The sequence below is a fragment of the Amycolatopsis lurida genome, assembly GCF_900105055.1.
GTDB lineage: Bacteria > Actinomycetota > Actinomycetes > Mycobacteriales > Pseudonocardiaceae > Amycolatopsis > Amycolatopsis lurida.
In genome coordinates this window covers 4,477,055-4,491,165 of record NZ_FNTA01000004.1, presented here as the reverse complement: position 1 = coordinate 4,491,165, position 14,111 = coordinate 4,477,055, and the positions used below count along the sequence as shown (strand labels likewise).

Annotated in this window: 17 protein-coding genes and 1 tRNA gene; 12 read left to right on the top strand and 6 right to left on the bottom strand. The window is 68.7% G+C overall.

Annotated elements, in window-relative coordinates; genetic code table 11:
• The first annotated feature begins 77 nt into the window (after positions 1 to 77).
• Both BLW75_RS26505 and BLW75_RS42950 read left to right on the top strand, forming a co-directional pair.
• Positions 78 to 1,406, top strand: a complete 1,329-nt coding sequence (locus BLW75_RS26505) for a BNR-4 repeat-containing protein (protein WP_034314531.1) — start codon at positions 78 to 80, stop codon at positions 1,404 to 1,406.
• 126 nt (positions 1,407 to 1,532) lie between these two features.
• Complete coding sequence (locus BLW75_RS42950) at positions 1,533 to 1,703, top strand: hypothetical protein (RefSeq protein ID WP_167373521.1); 171 nt, start codon at positions 1,533 to 1,535, stop codon at positions 1,701 to 1,703.
• 240 nt (positions 1,704 to 1,943) lie between these two features.
• Here BLW75_RS42950 and BLW75_RS26500 read toward each other — a convergent pair whose 3' ends face one another.
• Positions 1,944 to 2,402 (bottom strand): limonene-1,2-epoxide hydrolase family protein, encoded by a 459-nt coding sequence (locus tag BLW75_RS26500; RefSeq protein ID WP_198935764.1) that lies wholly within the window; start codon positions 2,400 to 2,402, stop codon positions 1,944 to 1,946.
• Positions 2,403 to 2,496: 94 nt separating this feature from the next.
• Between BLW75_RS26500 and BLW75_RS26495 the strand changes: the two genes are divergently transcribed.
• Positions 2,497 to 3,042, top strand: a complete 546-nt coding sequence (locus BLW75_RS26495) for a DUF305 domain-containing protein (protein WP_034314529.1) — start codon at positions 2,497 to 2,499, stop codon at positions 3,040 to 3,042.
• A gap of 41 nt (positions 3,043 to 3,083) precedes the next feature.
• Positions 3,084 to 3,171 (top strand) — tRNA-Ser (locus BLW75_RS26490).
• Positions 3,172 to 3,218: 47 nt separating this feature from the next.
• On the opposite strand, the gene BLW75_RS26485 is transcribed toward BLW75_RS26490, so the two are convergent.
• The 3 genes from BLW75_RS26485 to BLW75_RS26475 form a co-directional block, all read right to left on the bottom strand.
• The gene (locus tag BLW75_RS26485) at positions 3,219 to 3,425 is read right to left on the bottom strand and encodes a CsbD family protein (protein ID WP_034314526.1); all 207 of its coding nucleotides are present in this window, start codon (positions 3,423 to 3,425) and stop codon (positions 3,219 to 3,221) included.
• 84 nt (positions 3,426 to 3,509) lie between these two features.
• Complete coding sequence (locus BLW75_RS26480) at positions 3,510 to 3,911, bottom strand: nucleoside deaminase (RefSeq protein WP_241783701.1); 402 nt, start codon at positions 3,909 to 3,911, stop codon at positions 3,510 to 3,512.
• A 74-nt stretch (positions 3,912 to 3,985) separates the two neighbouring features.
• Positions 3,986 to 4,468 carry a tRNA adenosine deaminase-associated protein gene (locus BLW75_RS26475; protein ID WP_198935763.1) on the bottom strand — a complete coding sequence of 161 codons (483 nt, stop codon included), beginning with the start codon at positions 4,466 to 4,468 and terminating at the stop codon, positions 3,986 to 3,988.
• A 76-nt stretch (positions 4,469 to 4,544) separates the two neighbouring features.
• Between BLW75_RS26475 and BLW75_RS26470 the strand changes: the two genes are divergently transcribed.
• Together BLW75_RS26470 and BLW75_RS26465 are read left to right on the top strand one after the other, a co-directional pair.
• On the top strand, positions 4,545 to 5,774 hold the full coding sequence (locus BLW75_RS26470) for a M20 metallopeptidase family protein (RefSeq protein WP_034314521.1): 1,230 nt from the start codon (positions 4,545 to 4,547) through the stop codon (positions 5,772 to 5,774).
• A gap of 33 nt (positions 5,775 to 5,807) precedes the next feature.
• Positions 5,808 to 6,278 carry a heme-degrading domain-containing protein gene (locus BLW75_RS26465; RefSeq protein ID WP_034314518.1) on the top strand — a complete coding sequence of 157 codons (471 nt, stop codon included), beginning with the start codon at positions 5,808 to 5,810 and terminating at the stop codon, positions 6,276 to 6,278.
• 8 nt (positions 6,279 to 6,286) lie between these two features.
• Here the strand turns inward: BLW75_RS26465 and BLW75_RS26460 are convergent, their stop codons facing one another.
• On the bottom strand, positions 6,287 to 6,688 hold the full coding sequence (locus BLW75_RS26460; RefSeq protein ID WP_034314515.1) for a hypothetical protein: 402 nt from the start codon (positions 6,686 to 6,688) through the stop codon (positions 6,287 to 6,289).
• A 122-nt stretch (positions 6,689 to 6,810) separates the two neighbouring features.
• Here BLW75_RS26460 and BLW75_RS26455 point away from each other — a divergent pair, with 122 nt between their 5' ends.
• The 6 genes from BLW75_RS26455 (at position 6,811) to BLW75_RS26435 (ending at position 11,677) form a co-directional block, all read left to right on the top strand.
• On the top strand, positions 6,811 to 7,725 hold the full coding sequence (locus BLW75_RS26455; RefSeq protein ID WP_034314512.1) for a dihydrodipicolinate synthase family protein: 915 nt from the start codon (positions 6,811 to 6,813) through the stop codon (positions 7,723 to 7,725).
• A gap of 434 nt (positions 7,726 to 8,159) precedes the next feature.
• A complete protein-coding gene (locus BLW75_RS26450; RefSeq protein ID WP_034314509.1) occupies positions 8,160 to 9,182 on the top strand; it encodes a fatty acid desaturase family protein in 1,023 nt (340 codons plus the stop codon).
• The gene (locus BLW75_RS26445; protein WP_034314813.1) at positions 9,182 to 9,361 is read left to right on the top strand and encodes an RGCVC family protein; all 180 of its coding nucleotides are present in this window, start codon (positions 9,182 to 9,184) and stop codon (positions 9,359 to 9,361) included. Before BLW75_RS26450 ends, BLW75_RS26445 begins: the two co-directional genes overlap by 1 nt.
• A 9-nt stretch (positions 9,362 to 9,370) precedes the next feature.
• Positions 9,371 to 9,529 carry a DUF6307 family protein gene (locus tag BLW75_RS42945; protein WP_167373519.1) on the top strand — a complete coding sequence of 53 codons (159 nt, stop codon included), beginning with the start codon at positions 9,371 to 9,373 and terminating at the stop codon, positions 9,527 to 9,529.
• 141 nt (positions 9,530 to 9,670) lie between these two features.
• On the top strand, positions 9,671 to 11,014 hold the full coding sequence (lysA, locus tag BLW75_RS26440) for a diaminopimelate decarboxylase (RefSeq protein ID WP_034314506.1): 1,344 nt from the start codon (positions 9,671 to 9,673) through the stop codon (positions 11,012 to 11,014).
• Positions 11,015 to 11,182: 168 nt separating this feature from the next.
• Positions 11,183 to 11,677, top strand: a complete 495-nt coding sequence (locus BLW75_RS26435; protein WP_034314503.1) for an Lrp/AsnC family transcriptional regulator — start codon at positions 11,183 to 11,185, stop codon at positions 11,675 to 11,677.
• A gap of 82 nt (positions 11,678 to 11,759) precedes the next feature.
• Here the strand turns inward: BLW75_RS26435 and helR are convergent, their stop codons facing one another.
• Complete coding sequence (gene helR, locus BLW75_RS26430; protein WP_277814974.1) at positions 11,760 to 13,964, bottom strand: RNA polymerase recycling motor ATPase HelR; 2,205 nt, start codon at positions 13,962 to 13,964, stop codon at positions 11,760 to 11,762.
• Between the last annotated feature and the right edge of the window lie 147 nt (positions 13,965 to 14,111).

Genomic DNA, 14,111 nt, shown 5'->3' with positions numbered 1-14,111 from the left:
TTCGGACCCTGGTCGCGCCGAGCTTCCGCGTGCGAAGATCGAGCTCCGCCGCCTGTTACGCACCAGGAGGCGTATTCATGCGCAGACTGCTTTGCGCGATCGTCGCGGCCGGTCTCGTGATCCCGGTTCCCCCGGCGGCGGCGAAACCACCGGAGAAGACGGCGTTCGATGTGATGACCCCGGCGAGCACGGTCGCGTCGCGCACCGACCGGCGGCCGACCGCGGGCGGGATCTTCGACCCGGTCGCGCGCAAGACCTTCATCTCGTGGTCCGGCAAGGCCGCGGACACCTACGTCCAGGCCTACGACCACCGGACCAGCGTCTGGACGGCGCCGAAGAAGATCGCCGACGGCGAGTCCGATCCGCACAACTACCCGACGATGCTGCTGGCGGGCGACGGGCATCTGCTGATCTTCCGCGGCATGCACAACAAGCGGACCGTGATCAGCCGCGCGCCGCTCGCGCATTCCCTCGACGGCACCTGGACCGACGCCGAGGTCCCCGAGGGTGCCGCGGCGAGCTACCCGATGCCGGTGAAGACCGTCGACGGCACGCTGTTCCTGTTCTACCGCGAGACCACGAAGGAACTGGATCCGGCGGCGGACTCCGACTTCCGCCCGATGAAGTACCTCGTTTCCCGCGACCACGGGAAGACGTGGGCGAACTCCGTGCGGCTGACCGGGAAACGGTGGGCGTTCGGCTCGCTGGGCCGGGCCGACCACATGGACGAGGTCTACGTCGGGCAGCTGCGGTACCTGCCGTCGCGGGGGCGGATCCAGTTCGTCTACACGCTCGCGGGCGGTGGACCGACGCAGCACAAGCACGACGTCTACCACCGGAACGTCTACTACCTGTCGTTCGACGTCCACACCCTGCACTTCTATTCCGCGGCGGGCCACGACCTCGGCACGCAGGTCGACGACGCCGAACAGGAGCGGTATCTCAAGGTCGTCGAAACACCGCTCGAACTCCCCGGCGGGCTCAAGTCGCCGGACTACATCCTGCAGGTCGGCACCCAGCGCGACGGCGAACCGTTCGTCACCTGGTTCCAGTTCGACGCCGCGGGCTCGCCGCGCGATTTCGCGGGCGCGTGGAACGGCCGGAACTGGGAAGTGCGCGAAGTCGCGAACGGACTCCGATTGCGCGAGATGGAACAGCTCAATGGCGGCACATGGCGCGTTTACGGAACCCGGGACGGAAAGCCGAACATCGAAACCTTCCTGCTGGGGAACGGGCGCACCTGGCGGCCGGAAACCTTGATCACCACACCGAAACCGGTCCAGCGCGTCGAAGTGATCGCCGGTTTCCGGGACCCCGCCCGCATTCTGGCGACCGGCGCGTCCAGCGCCCGTGACGTCTCCGTGGCCGACGGTGACATTTATGTCGCGGGAACCCCGCGGAAATAGCCCATTGGTGTTCCGCTGCCTTAAATGAACCTCAAGTCCGGGTACAACCCGGCATTCCCGGAGTTACCTTTGGCGACGTGAGCGAGGACACAAATCCTCGGCTCACGTCGCCGGAGGAGGTGTCCGATGAACTGGCTCATCGTCGGTACGGCACTGGTTCTGCTGCTGAGCATCGCCTTGGCCGTCGACCTGCGCGACCGGAAACGCGGCGGACGGCAGGTGGCCCATTTCGGCGGAGCACGGCTCGACGCCGTACTGCGCCAGGCCGACATGGCCGACCGGCACACGACCTTCTAACGCTCGCCGGGGAGGGCGAGCAGGGGGAACTGGGGGCGCACCGCCGGTGCACGGGACCCGTCGGGGGAGGACGGAGCCCGTACACCGGCGGTGTGTCATTTCCGCCTCGTGAGTGGCTAGGAGGGTCGAGCGGCAGCATGTCGCGAAAGCCACTTTCGCGATGCCCAGCGGCCAGCCGGCGGGAGCGGAGTTGCGAATCGGCCGCCCTCACGCTCCGCCTCGTGAGTGGTAAGGACGGTTCTAACCGTCCTTACCACTCACGAGGTTCTGCCGTGCCTTGTACTTCCCGATGAGCGACTTCGCCCCGGCGACCGCCGCCTTGCCCGCGCCCTTCGCGCTCGCGGCCAGGAATGTCGTCCAGTCGAAGTAGTCCCGCCACAGCACGATCCGGCCGTCGCGCACTTCGAACGTGCCGCACACCCAGAACTCGGCCTCCCACGAACCACGCCGCAGGACGTCGGTGCGCTCGGTCAGCACGATCGGGCCGTCGGCGGCGATGTGGTGGGTGCGCGCCTCGAACCCGGTGCCGTAGCGGGCCATGGTGCGCAACTGCTTCTCGACCGCCGAAAGGCCGCGGGCCGGGGGCAGCGGGACGTTCTGGTAGACGATGTCGATCGCCACGAAGCCGAGCGCCCGATCGATGTCGAACTCTTCGAGGGCCTGAAGGAAACCGGTCACCACTGTCTTCGGGTCCGTCATGCCTGCCAAGGCTAATCCGATTTTGAACCGCCGGAAGGTCACAGCCGTATCACAGGGCGGAGGGGCCGGTTTTCCCCTGACTACGGAGGTATCGATGCGACGGCGACTGCCGATGGCCCTGTTCGGGCTGGTCGTCTGGGTGCTCGCGGGCTGCTCGACGGCCACGGGCGCCGCACCGGCGACACCGGGCGCCAACCAGGCCGACATCACCTTCTCCCAGCAGATGGTCCCGCACCATCAGCAGTCCATCCAGGTCGCGAACCTGGCCTCGGAACGGTCGGCCTCGGAGTACGTGAAGGCCACCGCCGCCAAGATCGTCAAGGCCGAGTCGGCGGAGGTCCGGACGATGACCGGCTGGCTGCAATCCTGGAACGCGGCCGTCCTGCCCGCGGCGGGTCACGCCGGGCACGCGATGCCAGGGATGATCACGGAAGGGCAGGTCGCCTCGCTGCAGAACCTGTCCGGCGCCGAGTTCGACAAGGTGTGGCTTCCACTGATGGCCGAGCATCTGCGCAACGGCGTCGCGATGGCCAAGACCGTGCTGTCGGCGGGCGAGCACGCCGAGACGAAAGCGCTGGCACAGGAGATCGTGGAGAACCAGACGGCGGCGATCGACGAGATCACCGCGCAGCTTCCTTGACCCCTGAAGGCCCCGGAAGGCCCTCCGGTATTGTTCTCGGCGGTGGCGTGTCCGAGCGGCCGAAGGAGCACGACTCGAAATCGTGTGACGGTTAATACCCGTCCGTGGGTTCAAATCCCACCGCCACCGCAGCGAAGAGCCGGTCTCCACGGAGACCGGCTCTTCTGCGTCCGGGACTACTTGTTGAACTTGTCCTTGAGGTCCTGCACGCCGCCTTCCGCGCGGTCACGCAGGTCGTGCCCGGTCTCCTTGACCTGGCCTTCGGTCTGGTCGGCCCGGCCGGAGTTCGCGAGGTCCTGGTTGTCGGTCTTCTCGCCGAGCTTCTCCTTGGCGGCGCCGATGGCCTGTTCGGCCTTGTCCTTCGCCTTGTCGAAAACGCTCATGGCGGATGTTCCTCCTTCGACTGCGGCCGCCGTTTGCGACCGCCTGTCTCCGGGTTACCCGGGCCACGGGATTCGACACATCCGTCACCCGGTGCGGTTACCCCGTTGCCCGTGGAAGAACTCTTCGAGCAAGGCGGCGCATTCGGCCTCCAGCACGCCGCCGACGACTTCCGCGCGGTGGCTGAGCCGCCGGTCGCGGACGACGTCCCACAGCGACCCCACGGCCCCGGTCTTGGGTTCCCAAGCGCCGAAGACGACCTTCGCGACCCGGGCCATCACGAGGGCGCCGGCGCACATCGTGCACGGCTCCAGCGTCACCGCGAGCGTGCAGCCTTCGAGCCGCCAGCCGTCGCCGTAGCGCTCGGACGCGGCCCGCAGCGCGAGGATCTCGGCGTGCGCCGTCGGGTCGCCCAGTTCTTCGCGGGCGTTGCGCGCCGAAGCGAGCGGAGTCCCGTCCGGGGACAGGACGACGGCACCGATCGGCACGTCGTCGCCCGCACCTCGCGCCGCCGCGATCGCCGCCCGGACGGCGGCGATGTCGGCTGCGGAGGCGGCGGGGCTCAGATCTCGTCCAGGATCTTGGAGAACTCGGCGGCGAATCCGCACCGCTGCGCGACCATCTGGAGTTGTTCGTCCGGATAGAGGTCCACCTCGCCGACGATCACCTGCAGTTCGGCCCCGGGGAGTCCGAGGTCGGACAGGATCTCCAGGTCGCCTTCCGGCCAGACCGCGTCGTCGTCCTCGTCCGGGGGGTCGACTCTCAGCACGTCGAGGACGTCCGCGGCGATGTCGTAGTCGAGCGCCGCGGCGGCGTCGGACAGCAGCAGCGAGGGGCCTCTGGGACTCGGCCGGACGATCACGAAGAACTCGTCGTCGACCGCCAGGAGCCCGAACGCGGCACCGGTCGAACGCAGTTTTCCCAGCTCCGTGATCGCAGCGTCGAGTTCGCCGAGCGCCCCCGGATCAAGGGAACTGCACCGCCACCGACCGTCCTCCCGCACCACGGCCACCGCGAACCCCGTGATCGGCTCTTGCACCGCCATGCGCACACCGTATTCCGCCCGCATTCGGAACGCACGCACGGTGCGCCCGAAGCGCCGCATGCGCCACTATCGAGACATGACCGGACCCACCGACCTGCCCACCCTCCCCGACGCGCGCTTCGCCGGATTGCTGGAGGAAGCCCGCGCGCTTCAGACGAAAACCGTAGAGCTCCGCCGGGAGATCCACCGGAATCCGGAGATCGGGCTCCACCTGCCGAAAACCCAGGCCTCGATCAAAGCGGCCCTCGAAGGCCTGCCGCTCGAGATCGTCGAGGGCAAATCGACCACCTCGCTGACCGCCGTCCTCCGCGGCGCGAAGCCGGGCCCGGCGATCCTCCTCCGCGGCGACATGGACGCGCTGCCGCTGCACGAGGACACCGGCCTCGACTTCGCCTCCGAGGACGACGGCGCGATGCACGCCTGCGGGCACGACACCCACGTCGCGATGCTGGCGTCGGCGGCGCGGCTGCTCAGCGAGCACGTCGACGAGCTGGCCGGGTCGGTGGTGTTCATGTTCCAGCCCGGCGAGGAGGGCGAGCACGGCGCTCGCCACATGATCCACGAGGGCGTGCTCGACGCCTCGGGCGAGCGCGTCGAGAAGGCGTTCGGCCTGCACATCTTCACGCAGGTCGCGTCGGGCATCGTGCAGACCCGGCCGGGGCCGATCATGGCGTCGGCCAACAGCTTCCACGTCACGGTCACCGGCCGTGGCGGGCACGGCTCGGCGCCGCACCAGGCGATCGACCCGGTACCGGCGGCGGCCGCGATGGTGAGCGCGCTGCAGACGATGGTGACCCGCAAGGTCAGCGTGTTCGAGCCGGCGGTGGTCTCGGTCACCCGGATCGAGGCCGGGACGACGACGAACATCATCCCCGAGACGGCGTTCCTGGAGGGCACGATCCGCACGCTCTCCGAGCGGACGCAGGCGTACGTGCGCGAGGAGCTGCCGAAGGTGTGCGAGGCGGTCGGCGCGGCGCACGGCGTCCGCGTGAGCGCCGAAGTCCTCCCCGGCTACCCGGTCACGGTGAACGACCCCCAGGTCGCGGCTCGGGTACTCGATCTGGCGGCCGAGGTCCTCGGCGCCCGCAACTCCGAGGTCATGGAGAACCCGGTGATGGGCGCGGAGGACTTCTCCTACGTCCTCCAGCGGGTTCCGGGCGCCTTCGCGTTCCTCGGCGCCTGCCCGCCCGACGCCGATCTGGCCACGGTCGAAGCGAACCACTCGAACCGGGTGGTCTTCGACGAGGACGCGATGGCCAACGGCGTCGCGATGTACGCCGCCTTCGCGCTGGACGCCCTTCGCTAGCCATTACACAACAGCGTTGATTTAATGGGTGCCATGAGCGATGACACCCTGGCCGTCCTGGCCGCACAGGAGGAGCGCCTGGTCTTCCGCCGGTTCGACAACGAGACCGCGCTGAAGCTGGGCGCCCACCTGCTCGCGGCGGCACGGGACCGCGCCCTCCCGGTGACGGTCTCCGTGCGCCGCGGCGGGCAGCGGCTGTTCCACGCGGCGTTGCCGGGCACGTCGGCCGACAACGACGCGTGGATCGACCGCAAGAGCCGCGTCGTCGACCGTTACGGGCACAGCTCGTTCCTCGTCGGCGAACAGTTCCGCGCGAAGGGCACGACGTTCGAAGCCGATTCCCGGCTCGACCCGGACCTCTACGCCGCGCACGGCGGCGTGTTCCCGGTGATCGTCGAGGGCGTGGGCCCGGTCGGCACCGTCGGCGTTTCGGGACTGCCGCAGGCCGAAGATCACGCGTTCGTCGTCGAGCAGCTGGAACTCTTCCTCGCCACGCCGTCCTGATCGGACTATCAACGGAGTTCCGGGGAACTTCGGCCGAGGCGCAGGGTGAGGAAGTCGGCACTGGGCGAGAGATCCGCGTAGTCGACCCGGTGGCCGCCGAAAGTGACGTCCTCGGCCTTGACCACGTCCATCGTGAACGACACCGCCGGGCCGGCCGACGGCCGGGCGTAGGACATCGTCACGATCGCGCGCCCCGCCGAAGCACAGGCCTCCCCAGGCGGGCACCGCTCGTCCAGCACCGCCAGATAGGCGAGGCGCAGGTCTTCGTCCGGGAGCACCGTCCAGCCGCCGAGCCGGATCGTGAACGCGTCGCCCACCGCCGGCGGGCCGCACGAGGCGTTCAGGAACACGAGCACGAGACCGAACAGCACCAGCTTCGCCGGGGTCCCCCAGAGCCACCGCCTTCGCATATCGGGAGGACGCGCGGACCGGCCCTCCCGGTTGCATCGGACGCTTGTCCCATTTTCCGGGGCAAGTGTCCGATGCCGCTCACGTGCTACCGTGAGCTGTCACATCATATATCAGATAGGGCATGCCAGTGACTTCCTCTTCCCGCTTCGACGAGCGGAAACGGCGGCTGTCGGGGGTTGTGGCCATTCCGGTTACCCCGTTCGACGCGGACGGCGCGGTGGATCCGGACGCCTACGCGAAACTGGTGGACCGGGTGATCGACGGCGGGGTCGGCGTCGTGACCCCCAACGGGAACACCGGCGAGTTCTACGCGCTGGACGAGGCCGAGACCCGGCACTGTCTCGAACTGACGGTCAAGGCCGCGGCGGGCCGGGCGAGCGTGGTCGCCGGCGTCGGGCACGACGTCCGGACGGCGATCGGCGCGGCGCGGCACGCCGGGGAAGCGGGCGCGGATCTGATCATGATCCATCAGCCGGTGCATCCGTACGTCTCGGCGGAAGGCTGGGTCGAGTACCACCGCGCCATCGCGGCGGCGGTCCCGGAGCTGGGTGTCGTGCCGTACGTACGCGACGCGCGAATCGACGGCGAGCGGCTGGCCAGGCTCGCCGACGCCGCGGAGAACGTCATAGGGGTGAAGTACGCGGTGCCCGATCCGGCGCGGTTCGCCGCGGTGGCACGGGACGCGGGGATCGATCGCTTCACGTGGATCGCGGGGCTGGCGGAGCTGGCGGCACCCGGCTACTTCGCCGTCGGCGCGACCGGGTTCACGTCGGGCTTGGTGAACGTCGCGCCGTCGCTCTCGCTGGAGATGTTCCACACACTGCGCCACGGCGACTTCCGCGGCGCGATGGCCTGCTGGGAACGCGTCCGGCCGTTCGAGGAGTTACGGGCCGCGGACGGCAACGCCAACAACGTGAGCGTGGTGAAGGAAGCGTTGGCACAGCTGGGTTTTTGCCGCGCCGACGTCCGCCCGCCGAGCCGCGCCCTGACCGGCGCGGAACGAGAGCAGGTCTGCGCGGCGCTGACGTTTTTCTGACCGTGTCCGCGCCCACTGGGGCGGGCGCGGACACGGTGACAGGTCAGAGGTCGTGGCCATCGACGATCGCGGCGTGGCCCTGATGGGCGCCTCGGGGCGCGCTGTAGCGCGGCGGGCGGCTGCTCACCGGCGAGGCCGGTGGGACCATGAGCGCGAAGAACGATGTCTGGCCGGTGCTCCTGTCTCCGATCGAAGCTCGCGATCGGACGGAACCGGGGGAAATTTCCCTCGATGTCTTCGACTGTACGCCAGAACGTGCTGCTTTGGTGAATTGCTTCCACTCCTCCGCCGTGGGACACTGGAAGAAGGCCACGGAGCGACCGTGGCGTGTTGTGGTACCAGTGCCTTTTCTCGGCCGACCCAGACCCCTTCGGTGTTTGTGAACCCGTTGCTGGATTGCCCACTTTCACGAACCAGAACGGTGTGATCTCCCCATGACCTCCACACAGACGAGGCAGGGCAGCGATTTCGCTGAACTGTCCAAATTGGTCAAGGACGCCGGCCTCCTTGACCGGCGGCGAAAGTACTACGCGCTGAAGATTTCCTTGAACCTGCTGGCTTTCGCGGGCGGCTGGGTCGCCTTCGCGCACCTCGGCGACTCTTGGTGGCAGCTGTTCCTCGCCGCGTTCTTCGCGATGATGTTCACGCAGCTGTCCTTCATCGGCCACGACGCGGGGCACAAGCAGATCTTCCGCGGCCGCAAAGCGAACGACGTCACCGGATTCGTCCACGGTGGACTGACCGGCCTGAGCTACGGCTGGTGGATCGGCACGCACACCCGCCACCACGCCAACCCCAACCACGAAGACGAGGATCCGGACGTCAATCTCGCCGCGCTCATCTTCACCAAGGCGCAGGGCACCGAACGGCGTGGTTTCCTGCGCTGGATGGCGAAATACCAGGCATTCCTGTTCTTCCCGCTGCTGTTGCTGGAAGGCCTGAACCTGCACGTTTCGAGCGTGACCGCCATGTTCCAGCGCGGCTTCAAGCGGCGGAAACTCGAAGCGGCGCTGATGCTCGCCCACGTCGCCGCGTACCTGACCGCGGTGTTCGTGGTCCTCTCGCCCGGTGTCGGCTTCGTCTTCATCGCCGTGCACCAATGCCTGTGGGGTGTCTACATGGGCTGCTCGTTCGCCCCGAACCACAAGGGCATGCCGACGTTGTCGGCCGGGCACACGCTCGACTTCCTGCGCAAGCAGGTGCTCACCTCGCGCAACGTACGCGGCGGCCCGGTCGTGGACTTCGCGCTCGGCGGCCTCAACTACCAGATCGAGCACCACCTGTTCCCGAGCATGGCGCGGCCGAACCTGAAGCACGCGCAGGTGATCGTGCGGGAGTTCTGCGCGAAGCACGGTATCGACTACGCGCAGTGCGGCTGGGCGGCATCGTACGGCTACGTGCTCCGGCATCTGCACGAAGTCGGGGCGCCCCTGCGTGCTCGACCGGTGGCCGCGTGATGACCTCCGTCCGCTCCCTCGGCGACGTCGCCGAGCCAGCCGCCGACGACCGGTGCCCGAGCTGCCCGCATCCGATGTCCGCGCACGACGCGATCGCCCGCCGCTTCTGCACCGCGACCGCGGCCGGCGGCTTCAGCCGCGGCTGCACCTGTGCCACGAAACCCGAAACAACCGAATAGAGGATCACCATGAACGCCGACACCGTCCCCGTCTCCCGGTACGAAATCCGGGTCGACACCGTGAAGAAGATCGTCACCGAGCACACCGACCTCGGCAACGAGGCGGCGTTCGCGCTGGCCGTGCACATGGTGCGCGCGCTCGACACCGTCCCGGAGCCCGTCCGCTGAGGGTGTGTCCTGGGTTACTCGCGCGTTAACAAGGCGTCAGCGAGGTCTCGTGGAGCGTCAGGGAGACGTTGCCGGAACGGCCTGGCCGGGTCGATCGGAGTTGTGCTGATGAGGCACTGACCGATCGACGCGGAGGTAACCGTGACGCTCACCGAGCTCCTGCCCAGCCTCGGCTGCGAGGCCGCCGACCACCTCGAACCCGGGGTCTGGCCACGGAGCACCCGGCTCGGGCCCGGCGGGGAACTGCTGTTCGCCGGCGCGCCGGTGTCCCACCTCGCCGCGAGGTTCGGGACACCGGCGTACCTGCTCGATGAGGACGAAGTCCGGCAGAACGCCCGCGCGTACCGGAAAGCGCTGCCGGACGCCGAGGTGGCGTACGCGAGCAAGGCGCTGTGCACCCGCGCGGTCCTGCGCTGGGTGGCCGAAGAAGGGCTTTCCCTCGACACCTGCTCGGCGGGCGAGATCGCGGTCGCGCGGTCGGTCGGCTTCCCCGCCGAGCGGATCCTGCTGCACGGCAACGCGAAAACCCCCGAAGACCTCAAGGCGGCGCTGTCCTACGGTGTCCGCCGGATCGTGGTGGATTCGCTCGACGAGATCGAGCAGCTCGGCGCGCTGGCCACCGGCGCGCAGCAGGTGCTGATCCGGGTGACACCCGACGTCGCGGCGGGCACGCACGCGGCGATCACCACCGGCACCGAAGGGCAGAAGTTCGGCTTCTCGTTGCGCGAAGGGGTGCGCGACAACCTCGGCCGGGCCGTCTCCGCCGTGCTCGCGCAGCCCGGGCTCCGCCTGGCGGGGCTGCACTGCCACATCGGCTCGCAGGTGTCCCGGGTGGACTTCTACGAACTCGCCGCCCGCAAGATGATCGGGGTGCTCGTCGCACTTCGCGAAAGCCACGGCATCACCCTGCGCGAACTGGATCTCGGCGGCGGGCACGCCGTGCGTTACCTGCCCGGCGACCCGGGTTTCGACATCGACGGCTATGTGCGCCGTCTGCGGGTCGCGCTCGCTTACGAATGCACCTCGCACGGCTTCCCCCTGCCGAAACTGACGATCGAACCCGGCCGCGCGATCGTCGGCCCGGCGGGCATCACCGTGTACCGGGTCTGCGCGGTGAAACGCGGTTCGCGCACTTTCGTCGCCGTCGACGGCGGGATGAGCGACAACGCGCGGCCCGCGCTCTACGGGGCGGCGTACACCGCTCGCCTGATCGGCAGGCGCAGCCGCGCGGCCAGGCGGCCGATGACGGTGGTCGGGCGGCACTGCGAATCGGGTGACGTCCTCGCGGACGGGCTCTCGCTCCCCGACGACGTCCACCCCGGCGATCTGCTCGCCGTCCCGTGCACCGGGGCATACCACCACTCGCTCGCGTCGAATTACAACCTCGTCGGGAGGCCGCCGGTGGTCGGCGTTTCCCGAGGTACGGCGACGCTGCTCGTCCGCCGCGAAACCGAGGAAGACCTGCTCAAACGCGATCTCGGCTGAGGCGCCGTCCGAAATCCTCGGCACTCGGCCTGTCAGGCGACAGAATCCTTTGCCCGAAGGGGCAGAGAAAGAGAATCGCGACAAACAACTTAACGGCGGTAGCATTCTGGACATTGATCGATACGCTGCGCGACAAGAATCGCATGCCGAAACAAAGGGAGGGACGGCATGGGTGACGAACCACGCGCGCAGATGGAGCAGCGCACACCTAGAGGTTTGGACAATACCGATCGCACTCTGATCGCTCTACTGCAAGTCGACGGGCGGGCCTCGTTCACGGCCTTGGCCAAGGCCGTCGGCCTGTCGGAGGGTGCCGTGCGGCAGCGGGTACAGCGGCTGCTGCGGGACGAGACGATGCAGATCGTCGCGGTCACGGATCCGGCGAACGTCGGGCTCGGCCGTCAGGCGATGGTCGGGATCAGGGTCCACGGCGATCCGCGGGCGGTCTCCGACCAGCTCTCGGGTTTGCCGGACGTCCACTACGTCGTGCTGACCGCAGGAGGCTACGACCTGCTCGCCGAGGTCGCCTGCCGGGACGACGAACACCTCTTGAGTGTGCTGAACGACGACATCCGGCCCATCCCGGGTGTCGTCAGCACCGAAACCCTGGTCTACCTGAAACTCGCGAAACAGACGTACGCCTGGGGCAACCTCACGCGGTAGACCTTTGTCCGGTCGTGAGTGTTTTGGGCCGTCGCACCGACCCGAAACACTCACGACACTTCGAAACCCGCTGAACAGCCCGCTAGACGCAGCGCAGGAACGCGTCGGGAGTCCGCCGCCCGGAATCAAGACCGCGGAGGACTTTCGGCAGCGTCCCGCTGTACACGACCCCGAGCCGCTGCGTCGCCCGCGTCAGCGCGACGTACAGCTCCGCCTCGCCGCTCGGGCCTTCCGCGAGGATCCGCTCCGGCTCCACCACGAGGACGGCGTCGTACTCCAGCCCCTTGGTCGCGGAGGGCGCGATCGCGCCGGGCACTCCCGGCGGGCCGATGACGACCGACGTCCCCTCGCGACCCGATTCCGCACGGGTGAACTCGGCGACGGCGTCTCCGATGTCCATTTCGGACGCTCGGCGCGCCCACGGGCGCACCCCGCACGAACGCACCGACTCCGGCGGGACGGCGTCCGGCGCGAAACTCGCCAGCAGCGAAGCCGCCACCGCCATGATCTCCGAGGGTGTCCGGTAGTTGACCGTCAGCTTCCGGTAAACCCAGCGATCGGCGACGTACCGGGAGAGCATCGAGTCCCACGACCGCGCGCCCGACGGCGACCGCCGTTGCGCGAGATCCCCGACGACGGTGAACGACCGGCTGGGGCAGCGCCGCATCAGCACCCGCCAGTCCATTTCGGACAGTTCCTGTGCTTCGTCGACCACGACGTGGCCGTACGTCCATTCCCGGTCGGCGGCGGCGCGCTCGGCCAGATCCCGCTCGTCGCGCTCGGCGAACCGGTCCGCCAGCTCCTCCGCCATCAGCACGTCCGTCGGCCGGAGCGCGAACTCGTAGTCGTCGTGGTCCTCTTCCACCTCGACGATTTCCAGCACCCGCTCGGCGTACTCCTTCCGTGCCAGCCGCCGCCGTTCCTCCGCCCGGCGTTCCGCGGTGCGGTCGACGCCGAGGAGTTCGACGGCTTCGTCCAGCAACGGCACGTCGGACACCGTCCACGCGTCCGCGTCCTCACGGAACAGCGCCGGATCGGCCCCGGCCGCCCGCAGGCGCTCCGGCGAGGCGTAGAGGCCGGCGAGCAGCCGCTGCGGCGTCAGCGACGGCCAGAGGCGATCGAGAACCACCCGGAGCTCCTCGCTGGCTTCCAGGTCGCGCCGGGCGTTCTTCAGCAGCTCCGGGCGCGTGTGCTCGTCGTCGGACGGCAGCCAGCCCGCGCCGAGCCGGTCGACCGCGCGTGTGGCGAGCGCGGCGATCACCTCCCGTTCGAAGACGGCCTTCGCCTCGTTGTGCAGCAGGCCGCATTCCCTGGCGGCCTCGCGCGCGGCGGCCGCGACCTCGGCGTCCAGCGGCACGGTGACGTCGTCGAGTTCGATCGGCTCCGCCTCGGCGGGGAGCTCCTGCCGGTCCGCCACCGCCGCCGCGAGCACGTCCAGGATCGCCAGCGAACCCTTCAGCCGCTGCACCGGCGGCGGATCCTCACGTTCGGTGCGCAGACCGGCGACGAGGTCACCGGGCGTCGCGAAGACGGCGCTGGTCTCGCCGAGCGACGGCAGCACACGGCCGATGTGGTCGAGGAAACCGCTGCTGGGCCCGACCACGAGCACCCCGCGCCGTTCCATGCGGTCCCGTTTCGTGTACAGCAGGTACGCCACCCGGTGCAGCGCCACCGCCGTCTTCCCCGTGCCCGGACCGCCTTCCACGACGACGACACCCGGGTGGTCCAGCCGGATGATCTCGTCCTGCTCCGCCTGGATCGTGGCGACGATGTCCCGCATGCCCTCGCCGCGCGGCGCGTTGACCGCGGCGAGCAGCGCGGCGTCGCCGCGTTCCCCCGCCGATTCCGGACGGCCGAAGACCTCGTCGGTGAAGTCGAGGACGTCGCGGCCGAGAGTGCGGAATTGACGGCGGCGCGCCATTCCTTCCGGGGACGCGCCCGTCGCGCAATAGAACGCGCGCGACGCCGGCGCCCGCCAATCGAGCACCAAGGGTTCGTAGTCGTTCTCTTCGTCGAAAAGACCGATCCGGCCGACGTACGACCGTTCTCCCGAAAGGGCGTCCAACCGGCCGAAACAAAGACCCTCGTCGGCGATCTTCAGCCTCGCCATCTCGCGTGCCTTGGCGCCGACCGACACCTCGCGGTCGGAGAGCGCGAAGCCTTCTCCCCGCAGTGCACCGGCATATGCCTCCTGCACCCGCGCGCGTTCGGCGTCCAGCCGCCGGTAGAGCGACGCGACGTACTGCCGTTCGGATCGCAATTCCTCGTCGTACCCCTGATTTGACAAGTTCCCCTCACAGCGGTTAGACTGACAACACATTCGGCGCTTCAGATCAGTCATCTGATTTGGACGCCGATTTTTTATTGTCCACCACTTGTCAAGAGGGACCCGGCATTCCCCGGTAAACGATCGTGCGCGATAATGGGGGCGAAC